Origin of the sequence: uncultured Lamprocystis sp., from assembly GCF_903933125.1 — a bacterium.
GTDB lineage: Bacteria > Pseudomonadota > Gammaproteobacteria > Chromatiales > Chromatiaceae > Thiodictyon.
This window is the reverse complement of the sequence record NZ_CAIZIZ010000502.1, coordinates 1-16,567: the sequence shown is the minus strand read 5'-3', so window position 1 is coordinate 16,567 and position 16,567 is coordinate 1. Positions and strand designations below refer to the sequence as shown.

Sequence of the window (16,567 nt, the reverse complement as noted above, 5' to 3'; positions counted from 1 at the left end):
GTGGTGGCGTTCGGTCGCTGACAATAAGCCGACCAGGCTATCAGAGGAGCTCCGTCCCGTCCGCGGGGCTGACGATTGCACCATTGGCTGAGACGTCCCGCTAAAACACCGGAAACACATCCGGCCAGGGGTTTGCGGGACGCGCGGCTCCCGTTCCTTTCACCAGGATACGATCGCCGACCCTCATCCGGCTGAACAGGAGTTTCGCGTCCTCGTAATGCAGGCGCACGCAGCCATGGGAGTCGGGACGCCCAGGCACCCAGCCCTCGTGGACGAAATAGGGCCCGGTGAACTGCAGCGAGTAAGGCATCGGTGTGTTCTCGTCGAAGGAATTCGTGTATTTCCCGGAACGTTTGTTGATGTCCTTGCTGAGGACGCGAAAGTCCCCCGTGGGCGTCGGGTGCTGCGGGGTCCCCGTGGAGACCCGCCCGCTGGCGACGATCAGGTCATCTTCGACATAGTCGAATGATTGCGAAGCCAGATAGATGGTGAGCGCCCGCTGTTGGCCCGGGGGTAACCGATAACGCAGATCCTTTTCCGGTTTTACCGCGGGCTTGCCCGTTTCACCCCGGTTTTCTGCGCTGTTATCTGTGGTCGCGGCAGTGCCATCCGCGGTTTGGGGTTCTGCGTTGTTCCGCTCGGGCGCAGTCCGTTCGACCGTGTCCGTGGGTTGATGGGCGCAGCCGGCGCTGATCAGTGTGCCCGCCAACAGGATCAGTGGCGGGATAAAGCGTTTTTGGTTGTGCATCCAATAGTTCTCCCGTGTCCGTCCGCGCGGCACGCGCCGCGCGCTATGCCGACATCAGAATTCGCCGGCCGCCGCTCCGTCCATGATGGCGCGGAGGGTGTCGCGTACCCGCAAGGCCGACGCCTTGAGGTCGGCGGGTAATTGGGTGCCGCCGTAGATCATCAGGTCAAGGTTCATGCTGTAAAGCCACAGCCGACCCTCCTTGTCCTCGACCAGGGCGATGCGGCAGGGCATGAAGCCGCTGTATTGATCCCGGTACTCCAGCATCTGCTTGCCGACCTGGGCGTCGCAGAACGACAGGAAGTTGACGTAGCGGTACTTCTCGCCGGTAATCGCCTCGATCTGCTTATAAAATGGTGACTCGCCAACGAACAAAAAGTTGCGGGCGGAGGCGATGCTTTTCATGGCCTCGATCACGTCATCGGGACTCAGCCCCTCTTTGACCGGAATCGCCCACATCATCGCCACGCCCGGGTCCCCGGTCGCCAACAGTCGCTGGGCAAAGTCTCCATAGGTCTTGGCGAACCCAGGGTCGAAGGAGGCCAGGCGTTGACCGTAACCCAGCGCGGCGGCACCGACCGCGAGCACGGCGGCGAGGCCGATGATAGCCAGTAGGTTTCTGATGAATTTCATGTTTGTGTCTTGTGTTTAAGGCGATTTGTTAACGAGTCGAGAACAAGTTAGAAACACTCGTTGTCGTTGTCGTTGTCGTTGTCGTAATCGGAGAAGCGATTCAACTTTGGCATGAGCAGTCCGCTGCCGAGCGCTACCTGCAACGCAAGGACCGCGAAACAAGGCGGTGCGAGAGAATCCTCGCGGGTATCATAAACTCGACAACGACAACGACAACGACAACGATGCGACGGCGCGACAGACCCGCTCCGGACTCAGGGCGGGATCGGCAACGAGCCCGCCCCGGTCGTGGACAAGGGTGATCTTGCCACCCGGTGCGGGTCGATTACCAGCGCATCCTTACTTACTCGGCAGGCACTGGCCGCTGCTCCGTCACGGTCTGGGTCCTGAGTCGTTCGCTGCCGCGCCAAACCTCCAGCGCGACGGTTTGATCAGGTCCGACACCCGCGATCACGTCCAGCAGGTCACGCGGGGTCTGCACGGGGTGCTCGTCGACGCGGGTGACCACGTCGCCCGGTCGCAGCCCCGCCTGTGCTGCCGGGCTGTCGGGCAGCGTGGATGACACCAGAACACCCGCGGCGGTACGCAGACCGAAGATTTCGGCCAATTCCGGGGTGACGCGGCGTCCGCGCAGGCCGATCCAGCCGCGCGGAACCTGACCCCGCTCCGCAATGGTGAAGGCGACCGCGACGGCCAGGTCGGAGGGGATGGCGAAGCCGATGCCGGTGCCGGTTTCCGAGTAGATTGCCGTGTTGATGCCGATCAGTTCGCCGTGTTCGTTGATTAATGCCCCCCCGGAGTTGCCGGGATTGATGGCGGCGTCGGTCTGAATATAGTCCTCGATGGGTGTGAGGCCGAGTTCGGAGCGGCCGACAGCGCTGACGATCCCCTGGGTGACCGATTGGCCGACGCCGTAAGGGTTGCCGATGGCCAGCGCGACATCGCCCGCCCGCAAGACGCGGGGGTCGCCGAGGAGGACCGTCGGCAGGTCAGTGGCGTCGACTTTGAGTACGGCCAGATCCGTGTCGGGATCCTGGCCGAGCACGCGCGCCGTCAAGACTCTCCCGCCAGCCATGACCACGCGGATGCCCGTTGCGCTGTGTACGACATGACGATTCGTCAGGATCAAGCCGTCGGCAGTGAGGATGACGCCCGCACCCAAACCGGTCGCGCGTGCCGTGTGTGTGGGCGGCGGAGGGGCGGGTGGATGGGATGGCCGTGGGTCCGGCCCTGAGTCGGCCGGCGACGCGAGCGGAGACTGTGCGGCATAAATACTGACGACCGCCGGTGTCGCGCGGGCCACGGCGTCGGCGAATGAGGTCGCGTAGGACGGGAGGTGCGCCTGTTGTGGGTGGGCGCAGGTGTCGGGTCGTATCGGCGCCGGCGCCGCCAGCGACAGGGTCAGCAGGGCCCCGGCCGATCCGGCGGCAACAGCGGTGACCAGGAGTGGGATTGGACCGAAACTGCGCATGCTATTAAGCTACCACGATTGCGTCACGCTCGGTGACCGGAGCGAACATGATCGAACCCCAGGATCTGACAGCCTACTGTGACGCCTTACTGGATGTTGCGGCTGTTACCGACTACGCACCCAACGGACTCCAGGTCGAGGGCGTGCGGCCGATTCGCCGCCTGGTGACCGGGGTGACGGCCTGTGCAGCGCTGATTGCCGCGGCCTGCGATCCGGATGCCGATGCCTTGCTGGTCCACCATGGTTGGTTCTGGCGGGGGGAGAGCCCGTGTCTGACCGGTGCGAAAGGGCGCCGGGTGCGCGCACTGATGGACAGCGGCATGAGCCTCATCGCCTACCATCTTCCGCTCGATACTCACCTGACTCTGGGGAATAACGCAACTCTGGCGGTTCGGCTTGGTATCCTGGACGCGCAACCCACCGCCATCGGTCACGGGGTGGTGTGGCGTGGCCGACTCATGGACGCGTTGCCGCCCGAGGTTTGGGCCCGGGCCGTCAGTGAACGCTTGGGGCGAACCGGGACCCTGGTTGCCGCCGACGACCGGCCGGTGCGGCGGATCGCCTGGTGCACCGGCGGTGGTCAGGGCTATCTCGAGGCCGCAGCAGCACTCGGGATCGATGCCTTTTTGAGCGGTGAGATTTCCGAGCAGACCACGCATGCCGCTCGCGAGCTTGGAGTCAGTTTTCTTGCGGCCGGCCATCACGCCACCGAGCGCTATGGGGTCCAGGCGCTGGGAGAGCATTTGGCCGAGCGTTTTATTTTGTCTCATCGGTACCTGGAGATCGATAACCCGGCGTGATTTGTCACCTGACTGACGCCGGCGCCAGGTGAGGACATCGCCAACTCCTTGACCGCGTGCGCGCGGATCACGGAGAATGCGCGGTCGGTCTCGCAATGAATTTGCAAATTCTTATCTTCCATCTCACACGTGCGTGGAGTCGGCTTAAGGGGAGTCGGCGGCGCTGGTGTCACCCGAGGGTTAGTCGCATATGAGCGCAGTAGGCGTAAATCACAGTAGGCGACGGATGCTCGTCGCCGCGACCAGCGCGGTCGGTGCCGTCGGCGCCGGTTTCGCGGCCGTGCCGTTCGTCGCGTCCATGAATCCGAGCGCCAAGGCCCGTGCCGCCGGCGCACCGGTGGAAGCGGACATCAGCAAGTTGGAGCCGGGTGCGCTCCTGGTTGTCAAATGGCGTGGTAAGCCGATCTGGATCGTCAAGCGGACCCCCGAGATGCTCGCGGCATTGCCGACGCTGGATTCGCAGTTGGTCGATCCGGCTTCGATCGTCCCGCAGCAGCCCGAGTACTGCAAGAACCCCATGCGTTCGCTCAAACCCGAGATCTGGGTCGCGATCGGCATCTGCACCCACCTGGGCTGCTCGCCGACGTTCCGCCCTGAAATGGCGCCCAACGATCTGGGCGCGGGTTGGAAAGGCGGGTTCTTCTGCCCCTGCCACGGCTCCCGTTTCGACCTGGCCGGACGGGTTTTCAAGGGTGTGCCCGCACCGACCAATCTGGTGATCCCGATCCATATGTATCTCAACGACACCACCGTCCTGGTGGGTCAGGATCAAGGAGCCGCCTAAATGAGCGCAGAAGAGCAGACAACGACCACCGGCTTTATGGGCTGGGTCGACAAGCGGTTTCCAGCCACCAAGGTCTGGAACGAGCATCTGGCCCAGTATTACGCGCCGAAGAACTTCAACTTCTGGTATTTCTTCGGGTCGCTGGCCATCCTGGTTCTGGTGATCCAGATTCTGACCGGCCTGTGGCTGGCGATGAGTTACAAGCCCTCGGCGGCCGAGGCCTATGCCTCTGTCGAGTACATCATGCGCGACGTGGAGTGGGGCTGGCTGATCCGGTATGTGCATTCGACCGGCGCTTCGGCTTTCTTCATCATCATCTACCTGCACATGTTCCGCGCCCTGATGTACGGTTCTTACCGCAAGCCGCGGGAACTGCTCTGGATCATCGGCGTGGTGATTTATCTGGCGATGATGGCTACGGCCTTCTTCGGCTACTTGTTGCCCTGGGGCCAGATGTCCTACTGGGGCGCGCAGGTCATCGTGAACCTGTTCGCGGCCGTTCCTGGAATTGGTGAAACGCTGTCCACCTGGGTGCGCGGTGACTACGTCATCTCGGACGTCACCTTGAACCGCTTCTACGCCTTCCACTTCGTGGTTCCGTTCATCCTGGCAGGCTTGGTGTTCGTCCACATCGTCGCGCTGCACGCGGTCGGCTCGAACAATCCGGACGGCATCGAGATCAAGGATGGCCCCAAGGGCAATCGCTGGAGCCCCAACGCGCCCGCTGACGGCATCCCCTTCCACCCCTATTACACGGTCAAGGACGTCGTCGGTACCGTCGTCTTCCTGGCGCTGTTCTTCGCGGTGGTGTTCTTCGCCCCGACCGGCGGCGGCCTCTTCATGGAAGCGCCGAACTTCCAGCCGGCCAATCCGATGGTGACCCCGCTGCATATCGCCCCGGTCTGGTACTTCACGCCCTTCTACGCCATGTTGCGTGCCGTACCGCCGATGTGGGACTCGCAGTTCCCTGGCGTAGTCGTCATGTTCGCGGCCATCCTGATCATGTTCGCCCTGCCCTGGCTGGATCGCAGTCCGGTGAAATCGGTGCGCTACAAGGGGATCGTGACCAAGGTCGCCTTGGCCGTGTTCGCCGTGTCCTTCATCGTGCTCGCTTATCTGGGCCTGCAGCCCGTGAGTCCGCTGTCGACCCTGCTCGCGCAGATCTTCACCGCACTGTATTTCGCGTTCTTCCTGCTGATGCCAATCTACAGCAAGTTGGACAAGGTCAAGCCGGTTCCGGAGAGGGTAACCGAATGAAAAAGCTGATAGCCGCCTTCGCTTTATCGCTGCTGCCAACGCTCGGGTTCGCCTTCACCGGCCCGCAAACGTTGTCGGCAAACATCGACCTGCGCGACCAGGCCTCGTTGCAGAACGGCGCCAGATACTTCATGAACTATTGCATGGGGTGCCACTCGCTTAAGTACATGCGTTACAACCGCATGGCCGCGGATCTGGGGATCGATGACATCACCTTGCGCAAGACCTTCCTGGTGGGTGATGCCAAGCCCGGCGACACCATGACCACTGCCGTGCGCCCCGAGGATCTTGAGACGTGGTTCGGGGTTCCATCGCCCGATCTGACGCTGGTAACCCGCTGGCGTAGCCCGGACTGGGTCTACACCTACTTGAAGAGTTTCTACGCGGACCCGACCCGGCCCTTCGGTGTCAACAATCTCATGTTCCCGAACGCGGCGATGCCGCATGTCCTGGTCGACCTCCAAGGACTGGCGCAGCCGGTCATGGCCGCGCACCAGGCGGGTACCCCGGTGGCGGAAGGCGTCGGGCCCGCCGTTGGCGGCAGGCTGAGCGCAACGCAGTACGACACCATGGTCCGCGACATCACCGCCTTCCTCACCTACGCGGGTGAGCCGGTGCAACTGGAGCGGCAACGCCTCGGCGTCTTCGTCCTGCTGTTCCTGGGACTCCTCTTCATCGTTGCCTACAGCATGAAGAAGGAATTCTGGAAAGACGTGCACTGAGGTCCCGCCTCGCCCACGGCCCCCGATTCGCGGGGGCCGTTCCCAATCTTCGTAAAAAGCGCCATCGGTGCTCTCGCCGACACGGTATACTCCGGCAGATGCGCGCACCCACCCTTTCCGTAAGAGGGTGAGCACTGACCCTCAGGCCTCGGTCTGGGTCAGTCCCGCGTCGCTAACACGCTGCGCGGTCCGGAAGGGCCCGCAATTGGAGTTCTTCGGTCGCTGCCGGGCTCAGCCTCGGCGCTGAATGAGGGAACGAACGCAGTGGCCGTAAGCAGACGAGCAGTGATGACGTTATTTTCTGATCCCCTGTGTCCCTACTGCCATCGCGTCAGGATGGTCCTTGCCGAGAAAGGGATTGCGGTGGACGTCGTGGATGTGGATGCCCAGAGTCTTCCCGTCGAGGTGCTGGACTTCAATCCCTACGGAACCGTGCCGACCCTGGTCGACCGCGATTTGCGCCTCTTTGAGTCGCGCATCATTATGGAGTACCTGGACGAGCGCTTCCCGCACCCGCCATTGCTGCCGGTCGACCCCGTCTCCCGCGCCAATGCCAGACTGTTCATGTACCGTGTCGATCGGGATTGGTACGACATGATGGGGCGGATTTTCAAGGGTGTTGAGGCGGAGCAGAGTAAGGCGCGTAAGGAGTTGCGCGACAGTCTGATCGCCATGGCGCCGGTCTTTGCTGCTCATCCGTTCTTTATGAGCGACGAATTTTCCCTGGTCGACTGCTGTGTTGCCCCCGTCTTGTGGCGACTTCCCGCCTTGCGGATCGAACTGCCGGATCAGGCGAAGGCGGTGCGGAACTACATGACGCGGATCTTCGCCTGGGAGGCTTTTCGCTCCAGCCTGACCGAGGCCGAACGGGAACTGGTCACCGACCTGTAAACCGCACAACCGACGTGGTCCAGCCGCCACAGGAGCCCCGGATGAAACCTGAAGACGGGTCCATGACTTCCACTAAACCCTACCTGGTACGTGCCATCTACGAGTGGATTCTGGACAACCAGATGACCCCTCACTTGTTGGTGGACGCCCGCTACCCAGGCACCCAGGTGCCCACGGATTTCGTCGAAGAGGGGCAGATCGTTCTCAACATCGCCCCGACTGCCGTGCAGGCGTTGGTTATGGGTAACGATTGGATTCAGTTCAACGCGCGGTTCGGCGGGAGTGCACGGGATATCCAAATCCCGAGCGAAGCGGTGGTTGGCATTTTCTGCCGGGAGAACCACCAAGGGATGATTTTCCCCCCCTCCGAGCACGACGCGCAGACCGCCGCGCCGGCGGCTGAAGACACCCCGGCCGCCACGCTGCCCAAGCGGCGCCCAGGTATTCCTGCCCGTTCGACGGGTACTGGAAGTCCACCGCGCAAGGGACCGGGCAAGGGTAAGGGCGGTCCGACGCTGAAAGTCGTCAAGTAATCCCGTGCCGACAGGCATCCGCCACCGGCCCGGAGATCGGGCCTGGCTACAGGTCCTGAGTCTGATCCGGTAATCCGAAGCTCAGTTCCTCCAGGTCGATGCCGCGCATGATCAGATACCCGACGCGCCGCCCCAGCCCTTCCTCGCTGAAATCGAAGCGATAGACCCGGCGCAGACGCACCCCGTTGACGCCCCAACTCAGGCCCAGACGCCGCAAGGCCACGGCCTGATCAAGCAGCTGCAGATCACGCCGCTCGCACGCGGCCCGACAGATACCAAGGGCGATCTCGCGGGCGCGCAGGCTATCGAGCCAAAACCAGCCCAGCAATAATAATAGGGAGACGGCGAGCAGATTGGTCATTGGGCCAGTTCGGCGATCTGTCGCACAATGTTCGGCAGTGGCGGCAGATCGGTGCTGTTGATGAGGATGGTGTTGCGGCGCTCGGCCAGGCTCAGTCGCTCCCAAACGGCGCGTTGGTGTTCCAAGACGGCGAGGCTGGCCTCCGACGCATCGTCGCCCGCGGCGAGCCGCTGCGCGACCCGCGAGCGCAGCAGCCCGAGTGGCGCCATCAGGGCAATGACCGCAAAACCAGCCCCCTGCCGAAGCGCCAGATCATGGAATAGCGTGCGGCGCGCTTGTGTCAGAAAGGTGGCGTCCACCACCACATCATAATTGCACGCGAGGATGCCATCGGCCAGGCTGTGAAGCTGCCGGTAGGTCCAGGCGGTCGCTTGGGAAAAATAGATTCCGGCACCGTGGCCAGCGTCCGACCGCGCCTCGCCAGGCAAACCGAAGAGGCGTTTGCGCTCCACGTCCGAGCGTAAGTGAATCATCGGCAGGGACTCACACAAGCCGCGGGCGAGCGTGCTCTTGCCGGACCCGGACAGTCCGCAGGCGATCAGGAGTCGTGGGCGTCGGGTATGCGTGTAAGACTCTGCCAAGGCCAGATAGCGGGCACAATCGCAGCGTTCCGTCGCGATCTGCGCGGCCGTCAGGTCGGCCTGATCGAGCCGAATGGCCAGCACTTTGGCGCGGACCATGGCCCGGTAAACCTTGTACAGATCCAAGACCTCGAGTGCGCCGAAGTCACCGGTGTGTTCCAGGTACTGGTTGAGCAGTCGGCCAGCCAGCCCCGGAGTTCCCGCTTCTTCGAGATCCATGATCAGGAAAGCGAGTTCGCTCGCGGTATCGATCCAGCGCAGACCGGGATTGAACTCGATGCCGTCGAAAAACAGCGGTTCGCCATGGGCCAGGGCGATGTTGGCGCGGTGCAGGTCGCCGTGGCACTCCCGGACCCGCCCCGTCTTGAGGCGGTGCCCAATCGCCGGGGTGAGGATCTGCCAGCGCTCCATCACCCAGGTTCTGAGCCGGTCCAGCCGGTCGGCAACACCGGCGTCACGGACCCTGGCGCGGACCTGCTGCAGGCTCTCCAGCATCGGGGCAAGTACCGCTGACGGTGTGCCGAATGGGCCCAGCGGATCGGCACGCGGGATCTGCGCGTGGAAAACCGCCACCCGCGTGGCGATGCGATCGATCAAGTCCGGGGTCAGGGTCACCCGGGTGAGCAAGGTGTCCTGTGCGAAGCGGCCCATGTCTACGGCGTATTCCACCACGGGACCGTCGCCGCCCATCCGCGGCTGCTCCGGGCTCCCGGTGATTGCCACCACCCCGCGGTAGAGGTCCGGGGAGAGTCGACGATTGAGTCGGACTTCTTCCTCGCAACAGAAGTGCCGCCGCTCCAGCGTCGAATAATCCAGAAATCCCAGGTCGATCACCTTCTTGAGCTTGTAGGCGTGATCCCCGCTCAGGAAGACGTGAGAAATATGGGTCTCGATATGGTCGACCGGCGCGACGGTCGCGCCCGCGCGTCGCGGGTAGGCCTGCGGTTGCAGCAGTCCGGCGATCAGGCGGGGATAGGTGTCGGCGTCCATCGTGTCCGTCCCCTTGCCGGCCGACGGCAGGCTTGAAGTGAGTAACTGCGGCGCTTAATATCCGACGATCGTTGTTTCAAATGCAAGTGGAGTCTTCCATGTCGATCGACCGTATCGTTTTCGCCGTCGCCGGCGCCTTTATCCTGCTGTCTGTCCTCTTGGCGGTGTATGTCAACATCAATTGGCTGTGGTTTACCGGCTTCGTCGGTGCCAACTTGCTCCAGTCAGCCTTTACCGGCTTCTGTCCGATGGCCTTGATCTTGAAAAAACTGGGCATGCAGCCTGGTGCGGCCTTCTGACCTGGGCACGGGTACAGCACCGGCGAGGCCAGGGCCTCGTCCGCCTGTGTTCCCGTTACCGATCCGCCGGATCGCATCCCGCGATCCGGCCGGTGAACCTACTTGACCAGGGTCACCGGGACATTCGCCTTCTCGACCACCTCGCCGGCCACTGAGCCCATCAGCAGCTTCGACAAGCCGCCCCGTCCATGGGTGCCCATGATGATGATGTCGCAGCCCTGTTCGTCCGCATAGCGGGCGATGGTTTCAGCGACCGGACCCGCCATCACCTTGACCTGATAAGCCAAGCCGGCGCTCTCGATCAGGGCGCAGTTCGCCCGAATCTCCTCCTCGCCCTCGTGGATCTGCATCTTCGCAATCTCGGCGTCGCTGAGGAAGCGACGCACCTCCCAGGCATCGACCTGACCGCGCACATTGAGCAGGTGGATCTCGGGCGGGTCGCCGCGCCGGGCAAGCCGAATCACATGTTCGACTGCCCGTCTGGAACTCTCGGATCCGTCGATCGGCACAAGGAATTTCATCGTTTTTATGACTCCCGGCCCGAGTGGCACGGGCCAGCGATCGCTTGGGTGACTTGGCAGAATAAGGCCGAATGGCCGGAGTTGACGGCACCTACCGGCTGGGTCGGGGCCGCATCATGCGGATGCCAGCCCAGGGTCAGCAGCAGGACCATGAAGCCGACGACGTAGGCCAAGACTACGTGCCAACCACTCTTGACCCAGGCCCCGACTGATTTGGCCTGAGGATAGAGATTAGACAGCGCGACTCCGGCGGAACTCCCGAACCAGATCATGGATCCACCGAAACCGACCGCGTAGGCAAGCACACCCCAATCGAATCCACCCTGTTTGAGCGCCAGGGCCGTCAGCGGGATGTTGTCGAAGATCGCGGAGACGAAGCCGAGTGACAGGGCCGAGTACCAGGAAGCGGGCGGCAGTTGGTCAACCGGCATCATGGAGGCGCAGAGCACCAGCGACAGTAGAAACAGGGTGCCCTTAAAAGTGTCGGGCAGCAAGCGCCATTCGGGTTCGCGCAGCCCCCGGGTGAGCAGGATGGCGATCCAGACGGCCACTCCCAGGAAGGGAAAGCTGTCGGCCAAGTTTTTAAAGTATAGATTGACAAACAGGTTGGCAATGACCGCGGCCACCAGGATGATCGCGACAATACCCACCCGCGTCCAGTCGACCCGGGTCCCGACCGGCACATCCCTGATGACCGGCTGGAAGCGATGCTGCTGGATGGCGGCGGGGATGCCGAAGACGACCAGGGCCGTCCCCGCGGCCACGTAAGCGTGCAGCACCTCGAGCGGCCCGACCCCGGAGATCCACATCATGGTCGTGGTCGTGTCACCCACCACGCTGCCGGAGCCGCCCGCGTTAGAGGCGGCGACGATGGCGACCAAATAGCCGATGTGCACCTTATAGCGGAAGACGCCGGCGGCGATAGTGCCGCCGATCAGTGCCGCGGCGATATTGTCCAGAAAGCTGGACAGCACGAAGATCATGACGAGCAGCGTGAACCCGCCCAGCCAGCCGCCCGGCAGGTAGCGCGGCAGGATCTCAGGGACATGGCTGTCTTCAAAGTGGCGGGCCAGGAGCGCAAAGCCGAGCAACAAGCCGAGCAGATTGGCCAACAGTACCCACTCATGTCCCAGATGGGTCGCCAGCCCCAGGAGTCCGGGGCCCGCGGTAAAGCCGGTGAACGCGAGCTTGAAGGCGGTAATGGTCGCGAGACCGCCGAGTGCGACCTGAAGGGTGTAATTGTGGAACAGGGCCACACCGAGCAGGGTCAGTGCGAAGAGGATGAATTCCACTGGGACGCAGAGTTGAACGTCGGTCTGCTGATAACCCGGCTCGGTGGCGAGCAGGAGTCCCGAGACGATCAGCAAGCCCAGAAACAGCAGGACCTGCAATGCCAGGCCAGGTGATCGGAGCCGGTGGGATAAGTGGGTGTCATCGAGTTGCGTGAAACGGTGCACGGCGCCGCCGATCGGTCAATTGAAGATGCCTAATCATAAAGCGCGCGGCGGGGCGCGGGAACTCTTTTTCTTGAGGACTGTCGCACCCTTCCGGTGCGGGGCCTGCGTCCATGCTGACTCAGAGCAGTTGCTCCAATGCCTGCTGCAGGTTTGCCACCGTACGCTCAACATGGTGCAATTTGTCGAGCCCGAAGAGCCCGATGCGGAAGGTTTGGAAATCAACCGGCTCGTCGCACTGCAGCGGCACGCCGGCAGCACTTTGCAGGCCGACCGCGGCAAACTTGGCGCCGCTGCTGAGACCATCGTCGCTGGTGTAGCTCACCACCACGCTCGGTGCCTGGAAGCCTTCCGCGGCCACGCTACGGAAGCCGCGGGATTCCAGCAGTGCCCGCACGCGGGCGCCCAGCGCCTGCTGTTCCGCCCGCACCCGCTCAAAGCCGTAGGCCTCAGTCTCCTGCATCACGTCACGCAGTTGCGCCAATCCATCGGTCGGCAGGGTGGCGTGGTAGGCGTGGCCGCCGGCCTCGTAGGCGGCCATGATCTGCAGCCATTTCTTGAGATCACCGGCGAAGCTGGTACTGGTGGTGGCATCGATGCGCGCGCGGGCCAAGGGGCTCAGCATCACCAGCGCGACGCAAGGTGAACTCGTCCAACCCTTTTGCGGTGCGCTGATCAGGATGTCGACCCCGCTCGCGGTCATGTCCACCCAGATTGCGCCCGAGGCGACGCAGTCGAGCACGAACAGGCCGCCGACCGCATGCACCGCGTCGGCCACGGCGCGCAGGTAGTCATCCGGCAGGATGATGCCGGCCGAGGTCTCGACATGCGGGGCGAACACGATATCCGGCCGCTGCCGGGCAATCGCGGCCACCACCTCCGCGATCGGCGCCGGCGCGAACGGTGCCTGCGGTCCTTCGCCCACCGGCCGCGCCTTGAGCACCACGGATTCGGCCGGGATTGAACCCATCTCGAAGATCTGTGTCCAGCGGTAGCTGAACCAACCGTTACGGATCACCAGCGCCTTCTTGCCGGTCGCGAACTGGCGTGCCACCGCCTCCATGCCATAGGTGCCGCCGCCGGGCACGATCGCCACGGCGTGGGCCTGATAGACCTTCTTGAGCGTGGCCGACAGGTCGCGCATCACGCCCTGAAAGGCCAGGGACATGTGATTGAGCGAGCGGTCGGTGAACACCACCGAATACTCAAGCAGGCCATCGGGATCTACATTGGGGAGCAGGCCGGGCATGGTCACCTCTTTTCCCGGTGGCGCCGGGTGGATGTGGGGCAGGTTGAGCGCCTGCGCGATGTGTTGGATTGTAGCGGTTGTCGGCGGGGAAGGGCGTCGTGGAGCGATCTGGCCGATTATCCGTCGACCAAGAATGGTAGGCTCCGCATCACCCAGGCCGAGCGGATCATCGCTATCGCCTTCTCCCGGACGGAGTTTGGACCGAACCCGTTCGCGAGTGGCTGTAGACCCTCTCCGGTAACGACAACCGTATGAGTGAAAAGTCGTCGTATTTAACAGTCTCGGCTCCGTAAGCGCAGGGTCGCCCGGCGTGATTGCTCATGCTACGGACGACACCAGGAGGCAATTCCGTAATCTCTGAAATCCCACCCGATCTCGTGGAGCGCATCGCCGGCGGCAATGCGGCGGTCTTTGTCGGTGCAGGACTGTCCCAGGGCGCCAGGCTTCCGGGTTGGCCTCAATTGCTCAGGGAAATGCTGACCCACCTTGAGCAGCGGGACGGTATCCAGTCAGACCAGCCGGATCTGCTTAACGCGATCCAACAGGACGATCTGCTGGACGTCGCTGAGGAACTGCGGGAGCGCCTGCGAGACAACGATTTCCGCCGCTTCCTACGGGAGCGCATTCAGGGCACCCAGCCCAAGCCCACCCAGACCCACCGCCTGCTCCACCGGATACCGTTCGGCGTACAGGTCACGACGAACTACGACGCTCTTCTGGAAGGCGCCTATGCGCTGGAACATGAAGGGGCCACGCTGCACACCTTCACCCATCAGGATGTCCCGGAGTTGGGCGCCGCCACCCGGTCCGGCGAATACCTGCTGAAGCTCCATGGTGACATCAACCGGACAGACACCGTGGTCCTTGGCACCACTGACTATCGCCGGATCATGTTGGCCAACCCCGCCTGCCGGACTCACCTGACTACCTTGTTCGCCACCCGCACGGTTCTGTTTCTCGGGTACGGACTCGCGGACCCGGACCTGATGCTGGTACTTGATGCCTTGCGTGAATACTTCCGCGGCCATGCCGGAACCCATTACGCCCTGATGCCGGAGGACCGGGCACCGGCCTTCAAGTGCAAGCGATGGGAGAAGGACCACGAGATTCACGTCCTCACCTACTCGCCGACCGCTGGTCACCCGGAGGTTGCGCAGTTTCTTGATTCCTTGGACTCGGAGGTTCGCCAGGCGCGGCGCGCGGCCGTGCGCGCGGCGCCACGCATCACGCCGGTCGAGCGCCTGGTACAAGAGGTCACCGAATGGCTCTCGGCCATCGGCTACCAGGTGGGGCAGGAACCCGAGCAGTCCGAACCCGCGATAGGCGCGGACCGCCGCTCTCTCATCGCCTCCATGAGCCAGGGGAGCATCGACCAACGCGTACGGGTGCACTGTATCGGCGGAGAGATCAGCGCGGCGGACATTGAGGCACTGGATGCCCGCCTGGACCGGCGGATCAACCAAGGGTGGGCCATCTGCGATCAGCGGGTCTCACCCCAGGCGAGTGCGCGCGCCGCCGAGTTGGACGGCGTCCAAGCCTACCGGCTCGCGGACTTCCTGATTGCCAAGGTCTGGGGTCCCTATATCGAGGCACTGAACGAGTTGGTGCTCGGTCCTCAGATACCCGAGCGCTATGTGGACCCGGCCTGCCACAAGAAGGCGGCGGGCGGCACCGGTCCGGAGGGCCCGGCGGAAGACATGGGCGACCTGGATGCCTACATGGACAGTTGGCTCACCGAGCGCGGCAAGGTCCATATGTCCTTGCTGGGCGAATTCGGGACCGGCAAGACCTGGTTCTGCCGACATTATGCATGGCGCCGCCTTGAGCGCTATCTCGCCGATCCGGCGGGCGAGCGCCTGCCCCTCCTGGTCACACTGCGGGATTTCGTCAAGACCACGAATCCCGAACAGCTCATCAATGACCTGCTGCTGGAGCGCTACAAGCTCCCCTTCGTCGGCTCTGCCTTCGACATCTTCAAGGAGATGAACCGCCGCGGCAAGCTGCTCCTGATCCTCGACGGTTTCGATGAGATGGCGCGCAAGGCCGATTACCAGACAGTTATCGACAACTTCTGGGAACTGGCGCGGTTGGTAGAAAACGAGAGCAAAGTGATCCTCACCAGCCGCACCGAATATTTCCGCTGGGCTAAGGAGTCCGAAAAAGTCCTGTCCGGTCAGGAATACGGACGCAAGACCATTGCCCTTGAGCCGCCGCGGTTCGAGGTTCTGTATCTCACCCCGTTCGACGATGAGCGTATCCGCCGCATGATCGTCGGGCGCCTGGGCGAAGACCGGGGGAATGCGACCGCGGACAAGATGCTGGTCCGCGACAATCTCAAAGAGATGGCGCGCAAGCCGGTCCTGACTGAGCTGCTCCTGGCGGCTATCGACGAAGCCGGGCTCGACGCCCTGGATAACGAGGCGGACATCTATCTTAATGCGACCAATCGCCTCCTGATCAGGAATATCGACACGCAGCGGACCTTTACCTCCACGGCGGATAAGCTCTATTTCCTCTGCGAACTCGCTTGGGAGATGATCCGTGACGGTGAACTGCGCATCCATTACAAGGAGATCCCCAAGCGCATTCGCCGCTGCTTCGGGGAGCGGATCGCGGACGAACAGGAACTGGATCATTGGGACTACGATCTGCGCAATCAGACCCTGCTGCACCGCAATGCCGCGGGCTACTACGAATTTGCGCACAAAAGCCTCGCAGAGTTCTTCGTCGCACTGAAATTCGCCTCGGATCTTGGTGTGCTCGACCCCAAGGTCCTGTCCACCTATCGGGAAGCAGACAATAATCCCTGCGTTGCCCTGGAACGAAACCTGGATATTGACCAGCTTGCAATAACGTTCGGCTGCTTTGAAAGTCGCGATGAGCGGATCAAGTCGAGCTGGGGGTTCCTGCCCTATATGATCTATCCTCAGAAAGTCAAAGATCGGTTGAGCGAGATTATCTTGCTGACTCGGCATCGTCCGGGCGCCGAGAGCGGTTGTCTTGCCGGAAATGCACTGACCTTGCTGCAGCAATTCGGCTTCACGACTGAAGCGAAGAACGAGGGTTTTCGATCTGCGGACCTCTCTTTTCTGTCCCTCCGGCATGCTTATCTCAGTCCTTTTCGACCCGTTGACTTAGAGGACATCCGGCACAGAATATGCTTACTCCTGCCTTCAAGCGGCTGCAAGTTTCCTGGACAGGATTAGGGCACAGGCCAGGTGAATCATCGCCAAGTAGTTCGTGGCCCGACAACAGTAACGTGTCCGAATCGCC

The 16,567-nt window shown here is 62.8% G+C and carries 16 protein-coding genes; 8 read left to right on the top strand and 8 right to left on the bottom strand.

The genetic code is table 11. The features are described from left to right. Nucleotides 1-100: 100 nt before the first annotated feature. From QZY03_RS27460 to QZY03_RS27450, 3 genes are all read right to left on the bottom strand, one after another. Nucleotides 101-748 (bottom strand): L,D-transpeptidase, encoded by a 648-nt coding sequence (locus QZY03_RS27460; RefSeq protein WP_295586818.1) that lies wholly within the window; start codon nt 746-748, stop codon nt 101-103. A 54-nt stretch (nt 749-802) separates the two neighbouring features. Next, complete coding sequence (locus QZY03_RS27455; RefSeq protein WP_295586815.1) at nt 803-1,381, bottom strand: DUF302 domain-containing protein; 579 nt, start codon at nt 1,379-1,381, stop codon at nt 803-805. A gap of 343 nt (nt 1,382-1,724) precedes the next feature. Next, on the bottom strand, nt 1,725-2,852 hold the full coding sequence (locus QZY03_RS27450; protein WP_295586813.1) for a trypsin-like peptidase domain-containing protein: 1,128 nt from the start codon (nt 2,850-2,852) through the stop codon (nt 1,725-1,727). 47 nt (nt 2,853-2,899) lie between these two features. Between QZY03_RS27450 and QZY03_RS27445 the strand changes: the two genes are divergently transcribed. From QZY03_RS27445 to QZY03_RS27420, 6 genes are all read left to right on the top strand, one after another. Next, complete coding sequence (locus tag QZY03_RS27445; RefSeq protein ID WP_295586810.1) at nt 2,900-3,652, top strand: Nif3-like dinuclear metal center hexameric protein; 753 nt, start codon at nt 2,900-2,902, stop codon at nt 3,650-3,652. A 190-nt stretch (nt 3,653-3,842) separates the two neighbouring features. Beyond that, nucleotides 3,843-4,436, top strand: a complete 594-nt coding sequence (gene petA, locus QZY03_RS27440) for a ubiquinol-cytochrome c reductase iron-sulfur subunit (RefSeq protein WP_295586807.1) — start codon at nt 3,843-3,845, stop codon at nt 4,434-4,436. Beyond that, a complete protein-coding gene (locus QZY03_RS27435) occupies nt 4,437-5,693 on the top strand; it encodes a cytochrome b N-terminal domain-containing protein (protein ID WP_295586804.1) in 1,257 nt (418 codons plus the stop codon). Then, nucleotides 5,690-6,415 carry a cytochrome c1 gene (locus QZY03_RS27430; RefSeq protein ID WP_295586801.1) on the top strand — a complete coding sequence of 242 codons (726 nt, stop codon included), beginning with the start codon at nt 5,690-5,692 and terminating at the stop codon, nt 6,413-6,415. The genes QZY03_RS27435 and QZY03_RS27430 overlap by 4 nt, the downstream gene beginning before the upstream one ends. A gap of 288 nt (nt 6,416-6,703) precedes the next feature. Beyond that, on the top strand, nt 6,704-7,306 hold the full coding sequence (locus QZY03_RS27425) for a glutathione S-transferase N-terminal domain-containing protein (protein WP_295586798.1): 603 nt from the start codon (nt 6,704-6,706) through the stop codon (nt 7,304-7,306). 41 nt (nt 7,307-7,347) lie between these two features. Beyond that, nucleotides 7,348-7,839, top strand: coding sequence for a ClpXP protease specificity-enhancing factor (locus QZY03_RS27420; protein WP_295586795.1), 492 nt, complete (start codon nt 7,348-7,350; stop codon nt 7,837-7,839). Between the two features lie 46 nt (nt 7,840-7,885). Here the strand turns inward: QZY03_RS27420 and QZY03_RS27415 are convergent, their stop codons facing one another. Next, nucleotides 7,886-8,200, bottom strand: coding sequence for a DUF3301 domain-containing protein (locus QZY03_RS27415; protein WP_295586793.1), 315 nt, complete (start codon nt 8,198-8,200; stop codon nt 7,886-7,888). After that, on the bottom strand, nt 8,197-9,771 hold the full coding sequence (locus QZY03_RS27410; RefSeq protein WP_295586791.1) for a bifunctional aminoglycoside phosphotransferase/ATP-binding protein: 1,575 nt from the start codon (nt 9,769-9,771) through the stop codon (nt 8,197-8,199). Before QZY03_RS27410 ends, QZY03_RS27415 begins: the two co-directional genes overlap by 4 nt. Nucleotides 9,772-9,869: 98 nt before the next feature. On the opposite strand from QZY03_RS27410, the gene QZY03_RS27405 reads away from it, so the two are divergent. After that, the gene (locus QZY03_RS27405) at nt 9,870-10,070 is read left to right on the top strand and encodes a DUF2892 domain-containing protein (protein WP_295586788.1); all 201 of its coding nucleotides are present in this window, start codon (nt 9,870-9,872) and stop codon (nt 10,068-10,070) included. A 98-nt stretch (nt 10,071-10,168) separates the two neighbouring features. Here the strand turns inward: QZY03_RS27405 and QZY03_RS27400 are convergent, their stop codons facing one another. From QZY03_RS27400 to QZY03_RS27390, 3 genes are all read right to left on the bottom strand, one after another. Continuing rightward, entirely contained in the window at nt 10,169-10,591 is a 423-nt protein-coding gene (locus tag QZY03_RS27400; protein WP_295586785.1) for a universal stress protein, read from the bottom strand. Nucleotides 10,592-10,596: 5 nt separating this feature from the next. Then, nucleotides 10,597-12,048, bottom strand: a complete 1,452-nt coding sequence (locus tag QZY03_RS27395; RefSeq protein ID WP_295586783.1) for a citrate transporter — start codon at nt 12,046-12,048, stop codon at nt 10,597-10,599. 118 nt (nt 12,049-12,166) lie between these two features. Continuing rightward, on the bottom strand, nt 12,167-13,294 hold the full coding sequence (locus tag QZY03_RS27390; protein ID WP_295586780.1) for an aminotransferase class V-fold PLP-dependent enzyme: 1,128 nt from the start codon (nt 13,292-13,294) through the stop codon (nt 12,167-12,169). Nucleotides 13,295-13,767: 473 nt separating this feature from the next. Between QZY03_RS27390 and QZY03_RS27385 the strand changes: the two genes are divergently transcribed. Beyond that, a complete protein-coding gene (locus QZY03_RS27385; protein WP_295586777.1) occupies nt 13,768-16,500 on the top strand; it encodes an SIR2 family protein in 2,733 nt (910 codons plus the stop codon). Nucleotides 16,501-16,567 lie beyond the last annotated feature (67 nt).

Bases quoted from the DNA above. Each gene is read 5' to 3' on its own strand.
- QZY03_RS27460 (WP_295586818.1), bottom strand. From the start codon at position 748: ATGCACAACCAAAAACGCTTTATCCCGCCACTGATCCTGTTGGCGGGC.
- QZY03_RS27455 (WP_295586815.1), bottom strand. From the start codon at position 1,381: ATGAAATTCATCAGAAACCTACTGGCTATCATCGGCCTCGCCGCCGTG.
- QZY03_RS27450 (WP_295586813.1), bottom strand. From the start codon at position 2,852: ATGCGCAGTTTCGGTCCAATCCCACTCCTGGTCACCGCTGTTGCCGCC.
- QZY03_RS27445 (WP_295586810.1), top strand. From the start codon at position 2,900: ATGATCGAACCCCAGGATCTGACAGCCTACTGTGACGCCTTACTGGAT.
- petA (WP_295586807.1), top strand. From the start codon at position 3,843: ATGAGCGCAGTAGGCGTAAATCACAGTAGGCGACGGATGCTCGTCGCC.
- QZY03_RS27435 (WP_295586804.1), top strand. From the start codon at position 4,437: ATGAGCGCAGAAGAGCAGACAACGACCACCGGCTTTATGGGCTGGGTC.
- QZY03_RS27430 (WP_295586801.1), top strand. From the start codon at position 5,690: ATGAAAAAGCTGATAGCCGCCTTCGCTTTATCGCTGCTGCCAACGCTC.
- QZY03_RS27425 (WP_295586798.1), top strand. From the start codon at position 6,704: ATGACGTTATTTTCTGATCCCCTGTGTCCCTACTGCCATCGCGTCAGG.
- QZY03_RS27420 (WP_295586795.1), top strand. From the start codon at position 7,348: ATGAAACCTGAAGACGGGTCCATGACTTCCACTAAACCCTACCTGGTA.
- QZY03_RS27415 (WP_295586793.1), bottom strand. From the start codon at position 8,200: ATGACCAATCTGCTCGCCGTCTCCCTATTATTATTGCTGGGCTGGTTT.
- QZY03_RS27410 (WP_295586791.1), bottom strand. From the start codon at position 9,771: ATGGACGCCGACACCTATCCCCGCCTGATCGCCGGACTGCTGCAACCG.
- QZY03_RS27405 (WP_295586788.1), top strand. From the start codon at position 9,870: ATGTCGATCGACCGTATCGTTTTCGCCGTCGCCGGCGCCTTTATCCTG.
- QZY03_RS27400 (WP_295586785.1), bottom strand. From the start codon at position 10,591: ATGAAATTCCTTGTGCCGATCGACGGATCCGAGAGTTCCAGACGGGCA.
- QZY03_RS27390 (WP_295586780.1), bottom strand. From the start codon at position 13,294: ATGCCCGGCCTGCTCCCCAATGTAGATCCCGATGGCCTGCTTGAGTAT.
- QZY03_RS27385 (WP_295586777.1), top strand. From the start codon at position 13,768: ATGCTGACCCACCTTGAGCAGCGGGACGGTATCCAGTCAGACCAGCCG.